Source organism: Soehngenia saccharolytica DSM 12858 (assembly GCF_059568515.1).
In genome coordinates this window covers 1-20,904 of sequence record NZ_JCANTN010000032.1, presented here as the reverse complement: position 1 = coordinate 20,904, position 20,904 = coordinate 1, and the positions used below count along the sequence as shown (strand labels likewise).

Here is a 20,904-nt window from a genome sequence, read left to right as displayed (position 1 = left end):
GTTTTCAAAGTTATTTATAGAAGAATTGCCATATATTAGCTTGATGTATACTAATGACTGCTTAATTGTAGATTCATCTATAAAAGGAGAATTAAATCCCAATTATTATAATTTATACAACGGGCTACAAAACTGTTACTTAGCTTTAGACAAGTAAGTAAATATAGTTGGATATGATATATTTTAGTTGAAATTAGATAAATAAGATTATATAATAATTATAGTGTATTTGATAATTTCTATATATCATATCTAATTGCGAGTGTGCTGGAATTGGCAGACAGGCATGTTTGAGGGGCATGTGCTAGTCATAGCGTATGGGTTCAAATCCCATCACTCGCACCATTTCTTTTTTTTGTGCAATAAATCCCCGTTTTAGTATACATTGATAGCTTTTAATGTTATAATATATTTTGATAGTTTATGTAAAAACTTAATAATACTAGCAAAGAGGTGTAGAGTAATGGACTTAGGTAAATTAACATTTAAGGGCGGTGTTTCAGTTCCTGAATATAAGGAATTAACATGCAACAATCCCATTGAAGTATTAAAAAGTCCCGAGATAGTTTACATACCCCTACATCAACATACAGGCGCTCCTTGTGAGCCATTAGTAGATGTTGGTGATGTAGTAAAAGTAGGGCAAAAGATAGGCAGCTCAAATGCTTTTGTTTCTTCTTGCATTCACTCAAGCGTATCAGGCGTAGTCAAAGAATTATCCACGATATATGCTCCTAATGGTATTAAGACCCAATGTGTGGTAATTGAAAACGATGGCAAAGATGAAATGCTTGATGAAGTAAAAGAACGAGAGCTAGAGTCATTGAATCAAGAAACAATAATATCTCTGCTTAAAGAAATGGGAATTGTTGGAATGGGCGGAGCTTGTTTTCCAACCCACGTAAAATATTCACCACCCGAAGACAAGAAGATTGATGTATTAATTGTTAATGGAGCAGAATGCGAGCCATATATAACGGCTGATCACAGATTGATGCTAGAATATACAAGTGATATCATTTCTGGAATAAAAGTAGCTATGAAAGCATTGAATGTTGAAAAAGCTTATATTGGCATAGAGGACAACAAGCCCGATGCAATCGAAGCTATGAAAAGAGAGCTCGGATCGGAAACTAAAATTGTCGTTGCTTCATTGAAAACTAAATATCCTCAAGGTGATGAGAAGAGAATAATAAATGCAATAACAGGTAGAAAGGTTCCGCTTGGTGGTCTTCCAATGGATGTTGGATGTGTTGTGTCCAATGTAGCTACTATAAAAGCTATCAATGATGCTGTACTAAAAGGCAAACCACTATATGAACGAGTAGTAACAGTAACTGGAGCTGTAAATAAACCTAAGAACTTATTAGTTAGAATAGGAACACCAATTGAGAAATTGATCGAGGAGTGTGGCGGTTTTAAGGATAAACCAGGCAAAGTAATAGTTGGTGGACCAATGATGGGAATAGCACAATTTAGCCTAAAAACTCCTATAGTCAAAGGTTCTAATGGAATATTAGTTAAATCTTTAAAAGAAATAGATAACGAAGAGGTTTATCCTTGCATAAAATGTGGCAAATGCATCGATGTATGTCCTTCAAGATTAGAACCTTTATATTTGTCTAGTTATTCTTTAAAAGATAATTATGGTAAATGCGATGAGTTAAATGCTCTAGCTTGTGTAGAGTGTGGGGCATGTTCATATATTTGCCCAGCAAAACGACCTTTGGCAGAATCCATTAAGAAAGCTAAACGTGAGATTACTGCGAAAAGGAAGAAATCATAAATACGGAGGGTAGAAGAATGGTTGAGAAAACATTAGAAAAAACTAAAGATGGCATTTATTCTTTAGATGATAAGCTCATTGTGTCACAATCTCCACATATGAGATCAAATGAGTCTGTTAGAGGTATTATGGCTGATGTGATTATTGCTTTAATACCTGCTATGATAGCGAGCGTTTATTTTTTTGGTTTAAATGCAATGAAATTGATTCTTATTTCTGTTATATCCGCGATATGTGCAGAAGCATTTATACAAAAGCTTTTTAAGAAACCAATTAGAATAAAAGATTTAAGTGCAGTGGTAACAGGAATTCTGTTAGCGCTTAATTTACCAGCTGGAGCACCATGGTGGGTTGCTGTATTTGGATCTTTTTTTGGGATAATAATTGTTAAAGAATTCTTTGGGGGAATAGGTTCGAATTTTATGAATCCTGCTTTGGGAGCAAGAGCAGCTCTTATGGCATCATGGCCAAATATTATGGCTACATATACTTTCCCAGATGCAGTTAGCACCGCTACACCACTTCAGATATTAAAAGACGGAGGCGGAAGTTTACCATCAATTCAGCAAATGTTTATTGGAAACATCGGTGGAGTTATTGGAGAAACATCTGCAGCCTTGCTTTTGTTAGGCGGTATATACTTAGTTATTAGAAAAGTAATAGATTGGAAAGTTCCAACAATATATATTTGTACTACTGCGATAATGTTATTGTTATTAGGAGTAGATAAAAGCGATTTAATATATCATGTGCTTGGCGGAGGATTATTATTAGGAGCAATTTTTATGGCTACAGATTATTCATCTTCTCCAGTAACTTCATTAGGGAAAATAATTTTTGCTGTTGGATGTGGTTTATTAACAGCTCTATTTAGAGTCAAAGGAAGTCTTCCTGAAGGAGTAACCTATGCAATTCTCATTATGAATGTGGCTTCTCCTTTAATTGAAAGATTAACTAAACCAAAAGTATTTGGGGAGGTAAAATAAATGAATGAAACTATAAAACTAGGGTTTATATTGTTTTTAGTTGCAGCAATTTCGGCTGGAGTTTTGGCTTTTGCCAATGAAGTAACCGCGCCGATAATCGCAGAAATAGAGAAGCAAGGAAGCTTTGGTGCTATTGCTGAGATGTTTCCTGAAGCTGATGATTTTCAACCAATAGAAGAGGAAAAGTTGAACGAAATTAAAGCAAACAATAATTTTGTTCAAGAAGTAACAAAGGCTTTAAAAGGTGATGAAGTAATAGGATATGGATTAAAAGTTAAGTCTGTTGGATATGGTGGAGATATAATATCTTTAATCGGCATAAATACTGATGGAAGAATAGTAGGTTTTAATGTTCTTCAAATGAGTGAAACAGCTGGATTAGGGTCTAGAATTGTCGATGACCCTGCATTTGCAGAATCTTTTGTAGGCAAATCAGCTACAGAAAAGCTAGTACCTGTCGAATCTCCTTCTGCAGACAATGAATTCCTTGCATTAAGTGGTGCGACAGTTTCGACTACTGCAGTACAGGCAGCTGTAAATGGGGCTGTAGATGCATATGTAAATTATCTTTCTAAATAGCGGGGTGATAAGATGAAAATCTCAGATAATTTTAAAAATGGAATAATCAAACAAAATCCTATTTTTGTACAACTGATTGGAATGTGTTCAGTACTAGCGGTATCTAGTTCTCTTAAAAATAGCGTTACCATGGCAGTAGCAGTTATTGGAGTTCTAGTCCTTTCAAATGTCGTCATATCGATGATTAGAAAAGTTACACCTGAAAAAATCAGAATTCCAATTTTCATAGTTGTAATTGCAACTTTTGTAACTTTAGTTGAAATGCTTATGAAAGCTTTTATGCAACCAATGTATCAAGCTTTAGGAATTTTTATTCCTCTTATTGTAGTAAATTGTCTAATATTGGCAAGAGCTGAAGCTTTTGCTTCAAAAAATAGTGTTTTTAAATCCGCAATCGATGGAGTAGCAATGGGCTTAGGATACGGAATTGCTATAGTAATTTTAGGAACAATCAGAGAAATAATTGGATCAGGCAGTATTTGGGGAATTCAGTTATTTGGAGAAAGCTTTCAACCTGCAGCGTTATTTATAGCGCCTCCTGGAGCTTTTATCTTATTAGGAATTCTAATTGCTATATTTAGAACTGTAGTGGTCAAAAGATTTTCTGAAGAATAAGGAGGGATATAAGTGAATATCGTAAATATAATAATTGCTAATGTCTTTGTGAACAACTATGTTTTTTCCAGATTTCTTGGGATATGTCCATTTTTAGGAGTATCTAATAAAATGGAGACAGCTACTGGTATGGGAGTCGCAGTTACTTTTGTTACAACATTAGCTTCAATTATAACGTTTATAATACAAAAATTAATTTTGGAAACTGCGCAGATTGAATATTTACAGACTATTGTATTTATATTAGTAATTGCATCTTTAGTTCAATTTGTTGAACTAGTATTAAAAAAGACATCTCCATCGCTTTATAATGCCATGGGAGTTTATCTACCACTTATAACAACAAACTGCATTGTATTAGGAGTTGCAATACTAAACATCCAAGAAAAATACAACATATTAGAAACTGCTGCGAGCGCATTTAGTGCTGCATTGGGCTTTTCATTAGCTCTTGTGCTAATGGCTTCTGTTAGAGAAAAGTTAGAAATAGCTGAAATTCATGAATCACTCAAAGGATTTCCTTTAACATTAATTGCAGCTGGATTGATGTCCATAGCTTTTGCTGGTTTCTCTGGGTTAATGTAGGAGGCGATTAGATGGAAATAATGAATATTATTAAACCTGTACTTATTTTAGGCGGAATAGGACTTTTATTTGGGTCACTACTTTCAATAGCTTCAAAGATATTTGCTGTTGAGTTAAATCAAAACGTAGAGAGAATATTAAATGTACTTCCAGGAGCTAATTGTGGCGCTTGTGGCTATCCTGGGTGCGAAGGGTTAGCAAAAGCTCTCTCGGAAGGCAAAGCTGAACCTAATTCGTGCGTAGTTGGAGGACAAAAGGTAGCAAATGCTGTTTCAGAAATACTTGGCGTAAGTGCAGGAGAATTTGAAAAAAATGTAGCAGTTGTTTTATGTCAAGGAGATTGCGATAAAGCTAAAGACAAGTATATATATCAAGGGCTAGCAGATTGTAGAGTGCAGACTACTTTGGCGGATGGGAAAAAAGAATGCTCTTACGGTTGCCTTGGGTGTGGAAGTTGTTTTGACGTATGCGCTTTTGATGCTATAACTATTACAAATGGAATTGCTGTTATTGATAGGGAAAAGTGTACAGCTTGTAAGAAATGCATTGAAGTATGTCCAAAACATATTATTGAGTTAGTTCCGTACGAAAATAGGGCAATTGTTAAATGCAAGAGTGAAGACCCTGGCAAATTGGTAAGGGGCTATTGTTCAATAGGCTGCATTGGCTGCAAGATATGTGTTAAGAACTGCCCAGAAGATGCATTTACTTTTGAAAATAATTTAGCCAAAATAAATTATGAAAAATGTACTAATTGTATGGTTTGTGTTGAAAAATGTCCTACTAAGTCAATAGTGGATGCAACAAAGCAAGATTTAATAGAAAGCAACAAAATTGCTGGTTAATAGAGCTTTTTACAAGCTCTATTTTTTTGTTCAATCTAACTTGTAAATAAAAATTATTAATGATAAACTATATAGTGTTTATGATTATCATATTAGTAGTCATTTACTGATTAATTCTACATCAAAGAGGGTTTTAGATGAAAAAAACCAATAAATTAATTTTTATTTCCTTACTAGTTTCAGTAGGGCTTGCATTAAGCGTTCTTGAATCCTCAATACCTATTCCAATACCTGTGCCCGGAGCAAAATTAGGGCTATCAAATATAGTGATACTAGTTACTTTGGTAGTTTTTGGATTTAAAGAAGGCATTATAGTTGCAATGTTAAAAAGTATTTTACTCATGCTTGTAACAGGTAGCGTGACATCCTTCATATATAGTATTACAGGCGCAATTTTAAGCTGTATAGCAATGTATATATCTTATAGATACTTTTCAAACTTCTTTAGTATGATAGGAACTAGCTTGATAGGCGCAGTATTTCATAATATTGGACAAGTAACTGTTGCGGCTATAATACTCAATAATATAATGATATATACTTATTTGCCATTTTTGTTGTTAATGAGTTTATTTACTGGATTTTTCGTAGGTTTGGCAACACATTATATTGTTAAAAACTTAAAAGTCAGTTTCAATTCTATATTCGAAAGTAGGAATAAAAAATGAGGGATTTTGTTTTAGCTTCAGCTTCACCTAGAAGAAAAGAGATTTTTAAGCAAATAGGAATTGACATAAAAGTGGTAGAGAGCTCTATAAAAGAGCACTTTAGAATAGATGATGTGCCTGAACAAATTACAATGAGCTTAGCATTTCAAAAAGCAATAGATGTGTCAAAGAGAGTAAACGATGCTATTATTATTGCTGCAGATACAGTTGTCGTTAAAGGAAATGAGATAATTGGCAAACCAAAGGATAAACTTGATGCCCGAATGACTTTACGATCTCTTAGTGGCAAAAAGCATGATGTAATAACTGGCTTTGCATTAGTTGACACCAATAGTCTCATAAAAATAGTAGATTTTGAGCTGACAGAGGTGTATTTTAAAGATTTAGATTCTAGTGAAATAGAAGCTTATTTAGAGGCATATGAGTATGTAGATAAAGCAGGGGCATATGCTATACAAGGCAAAGGCTCATTGCTAGTAGAAAAAATAAATGGATGCTATTTCAATGTAGTTGGGCTTCCTATCTCAAAAATTAATGACTCACTAAAAAAGTATTTTGACACATCGCTTCTATAGGAGAAAAAACAATGGGGAAATATTTATTAGAGGATAAAAAATATACTATTAAAGAGATGCCTATAAATGAAAGGCCTAGAGAAAAATTAATTGCGTATGGCCCAGAATCATTGTCTAATGCTGAGCTCATAGCTGTCATCATAAGAACTGGTCAGGGGGATTCAACGGCAATTGATCTTGCTAATAAAGTAATAGGATTGGATAAAAGAGGAATTGTGCATCTTACTGATGCTAGTATAGATGATTTAAAAAAAGTAAATGGAATAGGCGAATGTAAAGCCGCACAAATAATTGCAGCATTAGAATTAGCGAAAAGGATTAAAAAAGTAAATCCATATGAAAGTATTAGAATTTCAGAACCTTATCAAATAGCAAGAATATTGGTTGATGAGATGAAATTTTTAACAAAAGAGTATTTTAACATTGTGCTATTAGATACTAAAAATCAAGTTATTTCAGTTGAAAATATATCTATAGGAAGTCTTAATTCTTCAATAGTTCATCCTAGAGAAGTATTTAAAGAAGCAATAAAGAAAAGCTCAAATTCAATAATACTTGCACATAATCATCCGAGTGGTGATGTCACGCCTAGCAATGAAGACATTGCTATTACTAATAGACTCATTGAAGCTGGAGAGATAATAGGCATAAAAGTGATAGACCACATTATCGTTGGAAATGAAAATTACTTAAGCATGAAAGAGAAAAAATATATTTAATGGAGGAATATTATGGCATTGTTTGGAAATGGATCTCGTGATATGGGAATAGATTTAGGGACAGCAAATACTTTAGTATTTATGAAAGGGAAAGGCATCATATTAAGAGAACCTTCAGTAGTTGCGATTGAAAAAACAAGTAGAAAAGTATTGGCAGTAGGGGAAGAAGCTAAAAAAATGATAGGGAGAACACCAGGAAATATTGTCGCAATTAGGCCATTAAAAGATGGTGTAATTGCTGATTTTGATATTACTCAAGAAATGTTAAAATATTTTATACAAAGAGCTACTCAAAAGAAGTCAATACGCCAACCAAGAGTAATAGTATGCATACCTAGTGGTGTAACAGAAGTTGAAAAAAGAGCAGTCGAAGAAGCTACAATCCAAGCTGGTGCAAAAGAAGCATATTTGATAGAAGAACCTATGGCTGCTGCAATAGGGGCAGGATTACCAGTAAATGAACCAACTGGGAGCATGGTAGTAGATATTGGTGGAGGCACAACTGAGGTAGCAGTAATATCATTAGGCGGGATAGTCGCTAGTATTTCTATACGAGTAGGCGGAGATGAGCTTGACAATTACATTATAAGTTATATAAAAAAAGAATATAACCTTATGATAGGAGAAAGAACAGCTGAGGAGATAAAAATAGCAATTGGTTCAGCAATAAAGGATAAGACTTTAGGATCAATGGATATAAGAGGCAGGGACCTTGTTAGCGGATTGCCAAGAACAATAAACATTTCTTCTGAAGAAATCTATGAGGCTTTAAAAGAACCTGTTACAAGTATAATTGATGCAATAAAAGCAACTTTAGAGAAGACACCACCAGAGCTAGCTGCTGATGTAATGGAATACGGGATAATGTTAACAGGTGGAGGAGCATTGCTTCATGGCTTGGATGTATTGACTAATAAGGAGACTGGCATAGTGACAAGAGTTGCTGAAACACCACTTGATTGTGTTGCTTTAGGAACTGGTAAAGCTTTAGAGAACATTGAATTATTAAAAAGAACAACTTCTAAATACAATAGGATTGGGTAGTGATAACTATGTATTTTTTTAAAAAATACAAAGAGAGAATATTTGTAGTTGTAGTTGCTGCTATTTTAATAGTGACAATCGGACTGACAAGTAATAGAAGTGAACCAATGTCAAAATTTGAAAGCTTATTAGGTGGAGTGTTAACTCCACTTAATAAATTTACTAACAACATAAGACAAGGGATAAGCGGCGTATTTTCATCATTGAAGGATACTATAAATGCAAAAGAAGAAAATGAGCTTTTGAAGGAGGAAATAAAAAGGCTTGAAAGCGAGAATAGAGATTTAAGAAATATTATAGGCAAATCAGATTATTTGTTAAAAGAAGAGAAATTATTAGAAAGTACAAAATACGATTTAGTTAATGCAGAGGTCATTGGGAGAGAGCCGGAAAATTGGTTTGATGTCTTTACTATTGATAAAGGAAAGAATGATGGATTAGAAATTGGAAACACTGTGATTGAAGCTGTTGAGATAGATAGCAATGTATATCAAGAAGGTTTAGTTGGTAGAATTGTAGACATAGGAGATAACTGGGCAAAAGTGGTGTCTATCACAAATGAAAAGAATTCAGTGGCATTTAAAATACTTAGGACACAAGATGGCGGAATAATATCTGGAAGTAGCGATAACATAGTTGAGGGGCTTTTATTTGATTATGAAGCAGAAGTTATAATTGGCGATTTAGTATACACTTCTGGACTTGGTGAGGTATATCAGAAAGACATTTTCATTGGTGAGGTCACAGATATAATTGATAATCAAGAAGAACTTACTAAAAAAATAATCATAAAGCCAGCTGTAAATTTTAAAAAGCTATATAATGTGTATGTTATAATATAAGAGGTCAAAATGAATATATTAATTTTATTAGCGGCAGCAATTATTAATTTGATTCTACAAAGCACTGTATTACCTAGCATTGAATTTTTAGGGATAGTTCCTAATACTGCATTAGTATTAATTATTGTAGTAAGCCTTCTTAAAGGAAGGTTTGTCGGTTCCATATACGGTGTTTTTGTTGGGTTATTAACAGACATTTTGTATTCAACAACTATTGGGATAAATTCTTTGATATTGTTCTTCGTTGGGTATTTTATTGGGTTCGCAAAAGATTCTTTTGCGAGAGATAATTTATTAAACCCAATAATTTTTACTGTGATATCAACTATTTTTTATAATGCTTTATATGCATTAATAATATACTTTTTGACAGCAGATATTACGTTAAAATTCGCATTAAAAAACATTTTTTCTTTTGAAATAGTTTATAATGCTATATTTGTTGTTATATATTACAAGATTTTTTCAAAGATTTTTACTCGTCCTAAAATCAAGTTCAATTAGAATAGGTGGTAATTTTGAGCAATAAAAAGAATGAATTTAATAGATTTGATTTTGTAAGATACTCATTAATTGTTCTTGTAGTGGTTTTATTATTTAAACTAGCAAGTTTGACAATTGCCTATGGAGATTATTATAGAGATTTAGCAGATAATAAGAGAATAAAAGAAATCTACACGTCTGCTCCAAGAGGGGAAATAAGAGATAGATATGGTAGACTTTTAGCAGGTAATACGCCTAGTTTTACTGTACAACTGTTGAAAGATGAACTGAATAATTTAGATAAATCAGAGAGAAATGATTACTTATTAAAGTTAGTTCGCTTTTTAGAGAAAGATGGAGTTTATTACTCAAATGATTATCAAATTGAGCTAAATAGCATAAAATTTAAAGATATCAATGATTATGTAACTAGTGATCTTGAGCCAATAGAAATAATGATCAATATTTTAATTGAAAACAATTTAATGGATGATCTTCTAAGCTCTCAATTTGTGCTTCCTTATGAAAATCACTATAATTATGATATTTTGAATAATACAAAAGAAATACTATCTAAAACAAATGATATTAGGGATATCTCAGCTGATGAAACAAGACAATCCTATGCTTTATACTTGTCTCAAATTATTGGCACCAACAAAAGTGATATTAGAAAGATATTAGAGCATCCAATTGCAAGGCTTATGGCATATGAGTTGCTAGATAGCAAGGGTTTGCAACAAAATTTGATTTTAGAAGAATTTTCTTCTGTTTTTGTCGATAATTATATAAAAAATAAAGCTAGTTTAATGAAAAAATATGAATACATAACTTTTAGGACAACTGCTGAAGAAGATTTTATAAATCTATTTGTCGAAAATTCTTTAAATTCCTTCTTAACTAATATAATTGTCGGAAAGGATAATGAGAAACTAATTCCTGGTGAAGTCTTGATATCCATGATAAAGGATAAAGGATTAACAAGTCCTGTTGAAATTGTAATCAATCAAGAGCAGAATACAGTTATATATAAACTATTAAATGGAAATGCAACAAAAGATATTGAACCTGTAGAAGTACTTATTGAATTTGCGAAAGAGAATGGTCTTTTAGATGAGTTCATTAAGAATAATCAAATAATTTATTATGCTCAATCAAAACTAATAAATGATGGAATAAATCCAAAAATAACAATTTCAAAAGGCATAGAATATACATTCACAAGTGAATTAAAGACTTGGGAAAACAAGAATAAAATTAAGCCGGGCATGACTGTAAAAGAAGCTTTTGAAGCTGTTAGACAAAACAATGGAATTGAAAAAGAACTAAGTAGTTATGAAGCAAAATCTATTCTAGGACTGTTAAATCAATTAAGTTCTCAAGGGTATATGGCTTATCAACCAATAAATATCGCTTATGGAATTAAAGATAAGACTGTCGCTAAAATTGAAGAAAATTTATCAACTGTTCCTGGGATATCTATTTCTATTGAACCTGTTAGGTTCTATCCCGAGGGAAAGACAGCAGCCCATATACTTGGTTATATTGGGAAAATAAGTCAAGACAACGAAATAGAAAAATACATCAACCAGAATGGTTATTCGCCAAATGCTTTAATAGGGAAAACTGGTATTGAAGAAAGTTATGAATTAGAATTAAGTGGAGAAAGTGGGATAAAAAAAGTAGAAGTTGATGCAGTTGGGAATACAACAAATATAATTGAAGAAAAAAAACCTATTCCTGGAAACAATGTATATTTGACTATTGATTTAAAACTTCAAAAAGTGGCAGAGGAAGCTCTAGAAAAGACAATTCGTGAACTTAGCAAAGGTGGTACATTTGAAAGCAAATGGGGAAACTTTAAATATGGAATCAACAAGAAAAAAGGTAGACCTTATATTTATGCCAATTCTGGGGCTGTTGTGGTACTTGATGTAAACACAGGAGAGGTACTTGCTATGGCAAGCTACCCATCTTATGATGTAAATTTATTTTCAACTGGAATTTCAAGCTCTGATTGGGCTAGTTTATTTCCTGAAGATATTGATAATCCGCTTGCAGCTAGACCACTTTACAATATAGCAACTCAAACAGCAGTACAGCCAGGCTCAACTTATAAAATGGTAACGGCCTTAACTGCTTTAGAAAAAGGCTTAGATCCATTACTTAAAATTCGTGATATGGGATATGTACAAGTAGGGGATAAAAAGTTTCACTGTTTAATATATACTAATACTGGTGGAACACATGGATATGAAAATTTATACGATGCAATTGCTGACTCTTGTAATTATTACTTTTACACTCTAGCTTTAGGAAGAAATCAAAGAACTGGTCAAGATATAGGTGTAAAAGTTGAAATTGAGGATTTAGTAGATATGTCTAAAAAATTAGGGCTTAACGATAAGACAGGCATAGAGATTAATGTGCCTGCAGAAGTATCAGGCGGAGTTCCAGACCCTCAGAAGAAAATCGTTACTACTAAAGTTTTACTTAGAAACATGTTAAAAGAGAATTTAAAAAAATATGTTTCTGAAGGCAATACCCTTACAGATGATCAAATAGAAGAAGCTATACAAGAGATTGTAAGTTGGACTGAGCTAGATATGCCTCTAACAAGAGGAGAAGTAGTAAGAAGACTCGAGGCTATGGGCTTTGATCCTGAAAAGAAAATCAATTCTGAAAGAGAAGGCTTAGCTGATAAAATAAAATACACATATTTAAACCAAGCTGGGTGGACAATTACAGATACTCTAAATGTAGTAATTGGACAAGGACAAAATGCTTATACACCAATACAAATGGCAAATTATATATCAACAATTGCAAATGGTGGAAATAGAAATAAAGTTACAGTAATTGATAGTATAATGGACTACAACAATTCTAGTGTCCTTTATAAGAGAAAAGTGCAATCACAAGAAATTGGACTAAATAATTATGAAAATCTTGAGCATGTAAAACAAGGTATGCTAAGAGTTGCCGATGATGGATCTGCTAGATTGACATTTCAAAATTTCCCTATAAAAGTAGGAGTTAAGACAGGAACAGCTGAGAGAAGTGGAAGAAATCCATATACAAATGAGAAATTTGATGATTTTGCTTGGTTTGTCGGATTCGCACCTTATGACAAGCCTGAAATAGCAGTTGCTGCTGTAATTTTTCAAGGTGGATCAGGTGGCTATGCAGCACCTATGGTAAGAGAAATAATGGCTGAGTATTTAGGATTAAATTCTGAAGGAGTTGAAAATTCTCTTCCACTAGAAAATTCAATTATCAACAATCAATAATTTTATTAAAACTTTGCCATTATGGAGGTATTCTATGAGTGATTCTATGATTTCAATAAAAGGTATAGCAGATGGTGTTTTTATAAGTGTTGAAGGGAATGATTACAATAAGATAAAGCAAGCTTTAGAACTAAAGATTAATGAGAACATAGACTTTTTTAAAGGAAGTAAGCTGATAAATATTGTAGGAGATGAATTAACACTTGATATTAAGACAGAAATTATGTTATTGTTGAAGTACAAATACGATTTTATTCTAAAGGATGAAGAAATCCCTTCATCAAAAGAAATAGAAAGTCAAGAAAAAAGCCAAGCCAGTACAACGACAAATATAGTCGAAGAAGGTATGACTAAATTTGTACATGGCACATTGAGATCAGGCCAGGAAGTAAGTTACAATGGCAATATTGTCATAATAGGTGATGTAAATCCAGGAGCTGTATTAAGGGCAAAAGGTAATATAATAGTACTTGGATTGTTACGAGGAGTAGCACATGCTGGTATAGGTGGGAATAAGAATGCAGTTGTTGCTGCTTACAGTTTATTACCTACTCAATTAAGGATAGATGACATAATAGTTCGTCCACCAGAAGGAGACTCATATTACAAATATCCTGAAATTGCTAGAATTATAGAAGATAAAGTCATAATAGAACCATATCTACCAAACAAATAAAGGGGAGACTTTTGTATGGAAAATGAAAAAAAAGGAACAGCAATAGTAGTCACATCAGGTAAGGGAGGGGTAGGCAAAACCACAACAAGCGCTAATATAGGCACTGGATTAGCTATGCAAGGCTATTCTGTAGTCGTTTTAGATGCAGATATAGGACTGAGAAATTTAGATGTAGTAATGGGTTTAGAAAATAGAATCGTTTACGATATAGTGGATGTAGTTGAGAAAAATTGCAAATTAAAGCAAGCTCTCATTAAAGATAAAAGACATGAACACCTTTATTTGCTGCCAGCCGCTCAAACAAAAGACAAGACAGCAGTAAGCAGTGCGCAAATGGTAGAACTTGTTAATGAACTTAAGAAAGAATTCGATTACATAATTATTGACTCGCCTGCTGGTATTGAACAAGGTTTTCAATATTCTATAGCTGGAGCTGATGAAGCAATAATTGTAACTACACCCGAAGTATCCGCTGTTAGGGATGCTGATAGAGTAATTGGCATATTAGAAGCTAATGAAATTTACCAACCACGGCTAATTGTCAATAGAATTAGACAAGATATGGTTAAAAGAGGAGATATGATGAATATTGAGGACATACTTGATATTTTAGCCGTAAAATTATTGGGTGTGGTACCAGATGATGAAAATGTCGTTATTTCAACAAATAAAGGCGAACCAGTAGTGATGGATGAGAAAGCATTATCAGGCAAAGCATATAGAAATATTGTCAGGAGAATAATAGGAGAAGAGGTAGAGTTTTTAAACTTAGAAGAAACTAATCAAGGGAAATTTAGTAAGATGATGAAATTACTATTTGGCAGATAGGAGGCATTGGAATGGGATTATTAGAAATTTTTTCTAGAAGACAGGAAAAGAGCAAAGATGTTGCAAAAGAAAGATTAAAGTTGGTATTAGTTCATGACCGTGCAGACCTATCGCCAAGACTATTAGAGCTAATAAAAAATGATATGATAAATGTTATTTCTAATTATGCTGAAATTGATATTTCAGAAATAGATATCAAAATGACAAAAACTACTAAAGATGGGGATAATAAACCAGTATCAGCTTTGATTGCCAATATACCAATTAAAAAACTTAAAATAAGGGAAGACATATAACTCTAACAATCAGTTAGAGTTATTGTAATTAAAAGAAGGGTGAATTGATTGATAAACATAAAAAATTTAGACAAAGCATTAAAGAAAGTTGAGAAACCAGCTAGATACATAGGCTTGGAAGAAAATTCTCACAATAAAGATATAAATCATGCAAAGGTTAAGTTTGCATTTGCATTTCCTGATGTGTATGAAGTGGGAATGTCGCATCTAGGATTGCATATATTGTATAATTTAATAAACGATCAAAAAGATTTTGTTTGTGAAAGAACTTTTGCGCCATGGTTTGATATGGAAGATCAAATGAGAAAAAATAATATTGAACTATTTACATTAGAAAGCAAAGAGGAAGTAAAAAATTTTGACATACTCGGGTTTACATTGCAGTATGAGTTGAGCTATACAAATATATTAAATATGATGGATTTGGCAAATATACCAATCTTTTCAAAGAATCGAGATGAAACTTATCCAATAGTGATAGCAGGTGGGCCATGCGCTTTTAACCCTGAACCTTTAGCTGATTTTATTGATTTGTTTTTAATTGGCGAAGGAGAAGAGGCTACTCTTGAATTATTGGAGTTATATAAAAAACATAAAGAGAAAGGTTTTGTTAAGAAAGAGTTTTTATATGATGCAGCGACAAATGTAGAAGGTGTATATGTTCCAGCATTCTATGACGTTATTTACAATGAAGATATGACAATTTCCAAAAGAATTGTTTTAGAATCTAAAGTTCCAGAAATCATTAAAAAAAGAAGAGTAAGAGACTTGAATAATATGTATAGTCCTGAAAAAATGATAGTTCCTTATATCGAGACAGTACATGACAGAATTGCTTTGGAAATTTTTAGAGGGTGTACACATGGTTGTAGATTTTGCGAAGCTGGATTTATTTATAGACCAATACGGGAAAAGTCTGTTGATAGTTTGATAAATCAAGCTGAGAAATTGGTAGAATCTACAGGTTATGACACTATTTCATTATCTTCACTGAGTTCTTGTGATTACACACAATTGGATTTATTGATTCATAGATTGCTAGATAAATTCGAAGATAAAAAGGTAGGGGTTTCACTTCCTTCGCTTAGGCTTGATTCTATAAGCATTGATATTTTAAAAGAGATAGAGAGAGTAAGAAAGACAAGTCTCACATTTGCTCCGGAAGCTGGTAGTCAAAGATTAAGAGATGTGATCAACAAGGGAGTGGACGAAAGCGATTTAGAAAACGCAATGAGTTATGCATTTAAAGAAGGATATTCGAAAATAAAGTTATATTTTATGATGGGCCTGCCAACAGAAACTGATGCTGACTTGTTGGGAATAAGAGATTTATCGTATAAAGTTAAGGATATGTTTTTTAATAGACCTAAGGAAGAAAAAATTGGAAATTTCCAACTAACTACAAGTGTTTCATGTTTTGTCCCAAAACCATTTACGCCTTTTCAATGGTGTGGACAAAATAGCATTGAAGAATTTAATAATAAAATAGATTTATTAAAGAAGACATTTAAAGATCCTAAAATTAAGTTTAATTATCATGACCCGAAAGTTAGCTATATAGAAGCTATTATTTCAAGAGGAGATAGAAGAACATCCAAACTTTTACTAAAAGCTTGGGAATATGGATGTAAGTTTGATGGATGGAGTAGTGCATTTAATTTTGATACTTGGCTAAAAGCAATTGATGATTCAGAAATAGATCCATATTTTTATGCTAATAGAGAGAGAGACTTAGATGAGATACTTCCGTGGGATTTTATTAATGCAGGGCCATCAAAAAAGACTTTAATCAGAGAGTACAAAAAAGCAACAGATGGAAAGACAACATCTGATTGTAGAGAATCATGTAATGCTTGTGGCATTGACAATTGTGAAATGAGAGGTGTGTTTAATTGAAAATAAGAGCTAAGTATACAAAGCTTGGTTATCTAAAATATTTATCTCACCTTGATTTGATAAGATTATTTAATAGAAGTTTCACAAGATCAAATATACCAGTCAAATACTCTGAGGGTTTTAACCCTCATCCTAAATTATCTCTTGGAAATCCATTGCCACTTGGAATTGAGAGCGTGTGTGAGTATTTCGATTTGGAGTTAATTGAACCTATATCCCCTCAAGAATTTAAGAATAAGCTAAATGAAATTCTGCCAACAGGGATAGAAATAGTTGAATCTTATGGTATAGATGAAATGACCCCGTCAATTTCATCTACTATGTGTAAAAGTGAATACGAAATATTAGTTGATACTTTAAATTCAGGAGATGAAATAGATTATTACCTTGAGATAAATGAATTATTAGGTTTAAAAAACATCGATATTGAAAAAAAGAAAAAGAAAGGCAAAAGCAAAATAACGACTATAGTCAATATCAGACCATTCATATTTAAATTATCTGTGGAGAATATTTGTGGGAATACAATAAGGCTGAATACTATTGTAATGACAGGCGAGCAGGGAAATGTAAAGCCAATTGAATTGCTTGAAGCAATCAATAAAAACACTAAAATAAGACTGGATTTAGACAGCTTTGAAGCTAAAAAAATAGAAACTTATTCTCAGGAATTTGAGGGATAGGAATGAGGAAAATTTTTTTTGATATATCTTCAGAAAAGAAAATTATATCGATTGTTGAAGATGACAGGCTTGTTGAATACTATGAAGAAGAAGATATTGAACATTCAATCGTAGGAAATATTTATCGTGCGAAAGTGGAAAGAGTATTGCCAAGTATGAATGCTGCTTTTGTAAATATCGGAGAAGCGAAAAATGCATATTTGAGCTTTGAAGAGATCCCTCAAATAGATTACAATTCGAAACATCATAGGATAAAATCAGGTGATACAGTTTTAGTCCAGGTAATTAAGGATCAAATTGGCTCAAAAGGAGCTAAAGTGACTATGAAATTGACTTTAGCAGGTAAATATATTGTATTGTGTCCTTTTAATTCTGGAATAAGCATATCAAAAAAAGTAAAAAATGCTGAGAGAGTAAACCTAGAAAAAATTGCAAAGTGTATATTTTCAGATGATTGTGGAATAATTTTAAGAACCAATGCTGCAAAAGCACTGGAAGAAGATCTATTAAATGAGTACAGAACATTAGAAGCTCTATACACTAAGATTTTAAGTGAATTGAATTATTTACCAACTCCTAAGCTAATCTATCAAACAACTAGCATCACAGATCGGATATTGAGAGACTATTATAATCCAAATGAAGATTTCATAGTTGTAAATGACAAGGATTTTTACTTTGACATTTTAAACAAATCAGATGATAAAAATAATTCAAGAGAAAATATCGTTTTAGATTTAGACTTTAGTTCGAAGCATGACCCTCTAATAACTCATGAGTTGTATCAAGCTGTTTCTAATAAAGTTGCACTTAAAAGTGGTGGATATATAGTAATTGATGAATTGGAAGCATTAACTGCGATAGATGTGAATACTGGTAGTCTTGTAAATGGGAAAAATTATCAAGAAATCGTATTAAAAACTAATTTAGAAGCTGCAAAAGAAATAGCTATACAACTTAGACTCAGAAATATTGGGGGAATAATTATCGTAGATTTTATAGACATGAGTTCTAAGACAGACATAGATATGTTAAAAAATACGTTAGAGGAAGAATTCAAGAAAGACAAGAATAATCCAATATTAGTTGAAGTAACAAAGCTAAATTTATATGAAATTGTGAGAGAAAAAACCATGATTTCTTTAAAAAACAGGATAGATATTTAAAGATAAATTTTAGATGATATGGTATAACTGAGATTCTACGTCAGTACTTTATAAACCACCCTCAAAGCATTGATAAATATACGTTCCTTCAAAATTCAGCTTTCACCCATTGGGTGAAAGAAAAATGCTCAAAAATGTGTTGAATTATCAGCTTTTATGAGTCGATATATGGTACAATAATAGTAACAAAAGCAGAAAAAGGGGTTTAAATTATGATTAATAAAATTGATTTCACAGCTAAGAATCTAACATCAAATGCAGGTCTTTTTCTTCTCCTTGAGAACGCAAAAAGTAATGAGATTTTTGATCTAGTTGAAAATGACCTCGTATTTGATAATGACTCCACAAATAAAATCAAGATGAATCATATAAAGACGATGATCTGTGGTCACTTTATTGGTATAGACAAGCTAGAACGTCTAAAGCTCCTTCAAAATGATCCACTCGTTAATGAATTTGATATTTCCGTAAAAGAACCTGAAACAGTGTCACGGTTTTTAGGAAACTTCACCTTTAAGACAACACAAATGTTTAGAGACATTAATTTTAAAGTCTTTAAAAAACTGCTCACTAAAAGTAAATTGACATCCATTACGATTGATATTGATAGTAGTGTAATCAACGTAGAAGGTCATCAAGAAGGTGCATCAAAAGGATATAATCCCAAGAAACTAGGAAACCGATGCTACAATATCCAGTTTGCATTTTGCGACGAATTAAAAGCCTACGTCACCGGATTTGTAAGAAGTGGCAATACTTACACAGCTAACGGTGCATCTGAAATGATCAAAGAAATAGTAGCCAACATCAAAACAGATGATTTAGAGATTTTATTTCGAATGGATAGTGGCTCCTTTGATGAAAAAATTATTGAAACGATAGAATCTCTTGGTTGCAAATATTTAATTAAAGCCAAAAGTTATTCTACGCTTGCATCCCAAGCAACGAATTCATCGGTTGTATTCGTTAAAGGTGAAGAAGGCAGAGAAACTACAGAACTGTTTACAAAATTAGATAACTGGGAGAAAGACAGAAGGTTTGTTGTGTCTCGCGTACTGAAACCAGAAAAAGAAAGAGCACAAATATCACTTTTAGAAGGCTCTGAGTACGAATACTTTTTCTTTGTGACAAACACTACATTGCTTTCTGAAAAAGTAGTTATATCCTATGAAAAACGTGGCAATGCTGAGAACTATATTAAAGAAGCCAAATACGACATGGCGGTGGGTCATCTTTTACTTAAATCATTTTGGGCAAATGAAGCGGTGTTTCAAATGATGATGCTTTCATATAACCTGTTTTTGTTGTTCAAGATTGATTCCTTAGAGCCTTCAGAATACAGACAGCAAATAAAGACCTTTCGTTTGAAGTATGTATTTCTTGCAGCCAAAATCATTAAAACCGCAAGAACTGTAATTATGAATTTGTCAGAAAACTATCCGTACAAGGAAGTGTATGAAAAATGTCTGGTATAATAAAGATATCATCTTGAAAATCGAGTGTTGCTCTGTGGATAACTTGCAGGGTTTAATAAGTATCTTTACTCCAAAGTTGCAATCAATAATTTATTGAAAAAGATTGAAAGGTGGTGGTAAATAATGTTACAATGTGGGAGTATCAGTTTAAATTCTTCTTGAAATAGTGTTCTTTTAAGCTAATAAAAAATGCACGTGGAATTTAGGTAATAGTAAAAGCTTTTGAATTTATAGTTATTAATTAAAAAAGGAGTGTTTGAAATGGAAGGTGTTATATTAATATTCTTGTTAGCAATATTAGTATGGAATGTGAAGCAAGGGTTTGAAAGAATTGACGAACGATTAAAGGAGATCTATGAAATTATTGTTAATAATAATAAATAAAGGTTTTTAGATGTTGATATTTTCACTTAACAAGTATAAGTGAAAATATTTAAAATATAGTAACTAACTTGTATATGGTGCTGTTTAATGAATTATTTACCATAATTCAGGTTTAAATCTTCTTAATAGAGGGTAGAAGGTTTTATGAAGGATAATTTTAATAAATAATAAGAAAAAAGCAATCTGGTAATATGTCAAGGGATGTTTTTTAAAGGAAACAAAAGAAAAGATAAAAAAAGCATAACTTTAACAGAACCTACTATTTTCAAAAAAAAATAGGCTTGTGATTGGAAATGTTTTATTGAATCTCTCCAACTTTACCGCTGGAGTAGATTTGATTTTTAGTCAGCAATCCAAAAATCAAGCGTACTAATTTACGAGATGTAAGTGCGAGTGCTCGTTTATGTTGGTGAGTAGTCACTTCACCAAACTTTTTGTTGTAGTATTCTTTGTACTCTGGCAAATAGTTCTTAACACTGTTGG

General features: G+C 32.4%; 21 protein-coding genes, 1 tRNA gene and 1 pseudogene. 22 read left to right on the top strand and 1 reads right to left on the bottom strand.

Translation table 11 applies throughout. The features are described from left to right. Positions 1-258 precede the first annotated feature (258 nt). The 22 genes from BO51_RS08380 (at position 259) to BO51_RS08275 (ending at position 20,421) form a co-directional block, all read left to right on the top strand. Positions 259-345, top strand: a tRNA-Leu gene (locus BO51_RS08380). A gap of 118 nt (positions 346-463) precedes the next feature. Further along, positions 464-1,786, top strand: coding sequence for an electron transport complex subunit RsxC (gene rsxC, locus BO51_RS08375; RefSeq protein WP_496485775.1), 1,323 nt, complete (start codon positions 464-466; stop codon positions 1,784-1,786). 17 nt (positions 1,787-1,803) lie between these two features. Beyond that, on the top strand, positions 1,804-2,772 hold the full coding sequence (locus tag BO51_RS08370) for an RnfABCDGE type electron transport complex subunit D (RefSeq protein ID WP_496485774.1): 969 nt from the start codon (positions 1,804-1,806) through the stop codon (positions 2,770-2,772). Next, positions 2,773-3,351: an RnfABCDGE type electron transport complex subunit G gene (locus tag BO51_RS08365; RefSeq protein WP_496485772.1), complete on the top strand. Its 579-nt coding sequence runs from the start codon at positions 2,773-2,775 to the stop codon at positions 3,349-3,351. Between the two features lie 12 nt (positions 3,352-3,363). Then, a complete protein-coding gene (gene rsxE, locus BO51_RS08360; RefSeq protein WP_496485770.1) occupies positions 3,364-3,966 on the top strand; it encodes an electron transport complex subunit RsxE in 603 nt (200 codons plus the stop codon). Positions 3,967-3,978: 12 nt separating this feature from the next. Continuing rightward, positions 3,979-4,551: an electron transport complex subunit RsxA gene (gene rsxA, locus BO51_RS08355; RefSeq protein WP_496485768.1), complete on the top strand. Its 573-nt coding sequence runs from the start codon at positions 3,979-3,981 to the stop codon at positions 4,549-4,551. Positions 4,552-4,562: 11 nt separating this feature from the next. After that, complete coding sequence (locus BO51_RS08350) at positions 4,563-5,396, top strand: RnfABCDGE type electron transport complex subunit B (RefSeq protein ID WP_496485766.1); 834 nt, start codon at positions 4,563-4,565, stop codon at positions 5,394-5,396. Between the two features lie 137 nt (positions 5,397-5,533). Next, a complete protein-coding gene (locus tag BO51_RS08345; RefSeq protein WP_496485764.1) occupies positions 5,534-6,064 on the top strand; it encodes a Gx transporter family protein in 531 nt (176 codons plus the stop codon). Beyond that, complete coding sequence (locus tag BO51_RS08340) at positions 6,061-6,639, top strand: Maf family protein (protein ID WP_496485762.1); 579 nt, start codon at positions 6,061-6,063, stop codon at positions 6,637-6,639. Before BO51_RS08345 ends, BO51_RS08340 begins: the two co-directional genes overlap by 4 nt. Positions 6,640-6,650: 11 nt before the next feature. Beyond that, positions 6,651-7,358 (top strand): RadC family protein, encoded by a 708-nt coding sequence (gene radC, locus BO51_RS08335; protein WP_496485760.1) that lies wholly within the window; start codon positions 6,651-6,653, stop codon positions 7,356-7,358. 12 nt (positions 7,359-7,370) lie between these two features. Further along, entirely contained in the window at positions 7,371-8,402 is a 1,032-nt protein-coding gene (locus tag BO51_RS08330; protein ID WP_496485758.1) for a rod shape-determining protein, read from the top strand. An 8-nt stretch (positions 8,403-8,410) separates the two neighbouring features. Further along, positions 8,411-9,244 (top strand): rod shape-determining protein MreC, encoded by an 834-nt coding sequence (gene mreC / locus BO51_RS08325; RefSeq protein ID WP_496485756.1) that lies wholly within the window; start codon positions 8,411-8,413, stop codon positions 9,242-9,244. A 9-nt stretch (positions 9,245-9,253) separates the two neighbouring features. Further along, positions 9,254-9,748, top strand: coding sequence for a rod shape-determining protein MreD (gene mreD, locus BO51_RS08320; protein ID WP_496485754.1), 495 nt, complete (start codon positions 9,254-9,256; stop codon positions 9,746-9,748). 14 nt (positions 9,749-9,762) lie between these two features. Then, on the top strand, positions 9,763-13,017 hold the full coding sequence (locus BO51_RS08315) for a penicillin-binding transpeptidase domain-containing protein (protein WP_496485752.1): 3,255 nt from the start codon (positions 9,763-9,765) through the stop codon (positions 13,015-13,017). 34 nt (positions 13,018-13,051) lie between these two features. Continuing rightward, complete coding sequence (gene minC / locus BO51_RS08310) at positions 13,052-13,693, top strand: septum site-determining protein MinC (protein ID WP_496485750.1); 642 nt, start codon at positions 13,052-13,054, stop codon at positions 13,691-13,693. Between the two features lie 15 nt (positions 13,694-13,708). After that, positions 13,709-14,521 carry a septum site-determining protein MinD gene (gene minD, locus BO51_RS08305; RefSeq protein ID WP_496485748.1) on the top strand — a complete coding sequence of 271 codons (813 nt, stop codon included), beginning with the start codon at positions 13,709-13,711 and terminating at the stop codon, positions 14,519-14,521. Positions 14,522-14,532: 11 nt separating this feature from the next. After that, positions 14,533-14,817: a cell division topological specificity factor MinE gene (gene minE, locus BO51_RS08300; protein ID WP_496485746.1), complete on the top strand. Its 285-nt coding sequence runs from the start codon at positions 14,533-14,535 to the stop codon at positions 14,815-14,817. A 48-nt stretch (positions 14,818-14,865) separates the two neighbouring features. Continuing rightward, the gene (locus tag BO51_RS08295) at positions 14,866-16,713 is read left to right on the top strand and encodes a TIGR03960 family B12-binding radical SAM protein (RefSeq protein WP_496485744.1); all 1,848 of its coding nucleotides are present in this window, start codon (positions 14,866-14,868) and stop codon (positions 16,711-16,713) included. Then, positions 16,710-17,396, top strand: a complete 687-nt coding sequence (locus BO51_RS08290) for a TIGR03936 family radical SAM-associated protein (protein ID WP_496485742.1) — start codon at positions 16,710-16,712, stop codon at positions 17,394-17,396. Before BO51_RS08295 ends, BO51_RS08290 begins: the two co-directional genes overlap by 4 nt. Positions 17,397-17,398: 2 nt before the next feature. Continuing rightward, positions 17,399-18,562 (top strand): ribonuclease E/G, encoded by a 1,164-nt coding sequence (locus BO51_RS08285; RefSeq protein WP_496485740.1) that lies wholly within the window; start codon positions 17,399-17,401, stop codon positions 18,560-18,562. A 212-nt stretch (positions 18,563-18,774) separates the two neighbouring features. After that, positions 18,775-20,037: an IS1380-like element ISEnca1 family transposase gene (locus BO51_RS08280; RefSeq protein WP_496485738.1), complete on the top strand. Its 1,263-nt coding sequence runs from the start codon at positions 18,775-18,777 to the stop codon at positions 20,035-20,037. Between the two features lie 261 nt (positions 20,038-20,298). Then, complete coding sequence (locus tag BO51_RS08275) at positions 20,299-20,421, top strand: hypothetical protein (protein ID WP_496485736.1); 123 nt, start codon at positions 20,299-20,301, stop codon at positions 20,419-20,421. A 298-nt stretch (positions 20,422-20,719) separates the two neighbouring features. On the opposite strand, the pseudogene BO51_RS08270 reads toward BO51_RS08275, so the two are convergent. Beyond that, a pseudogene (locus BO51_RS08270) lies at positions 20,720-20,904 on the bottom strand (hypothetical protein); the annotation flags it as partial.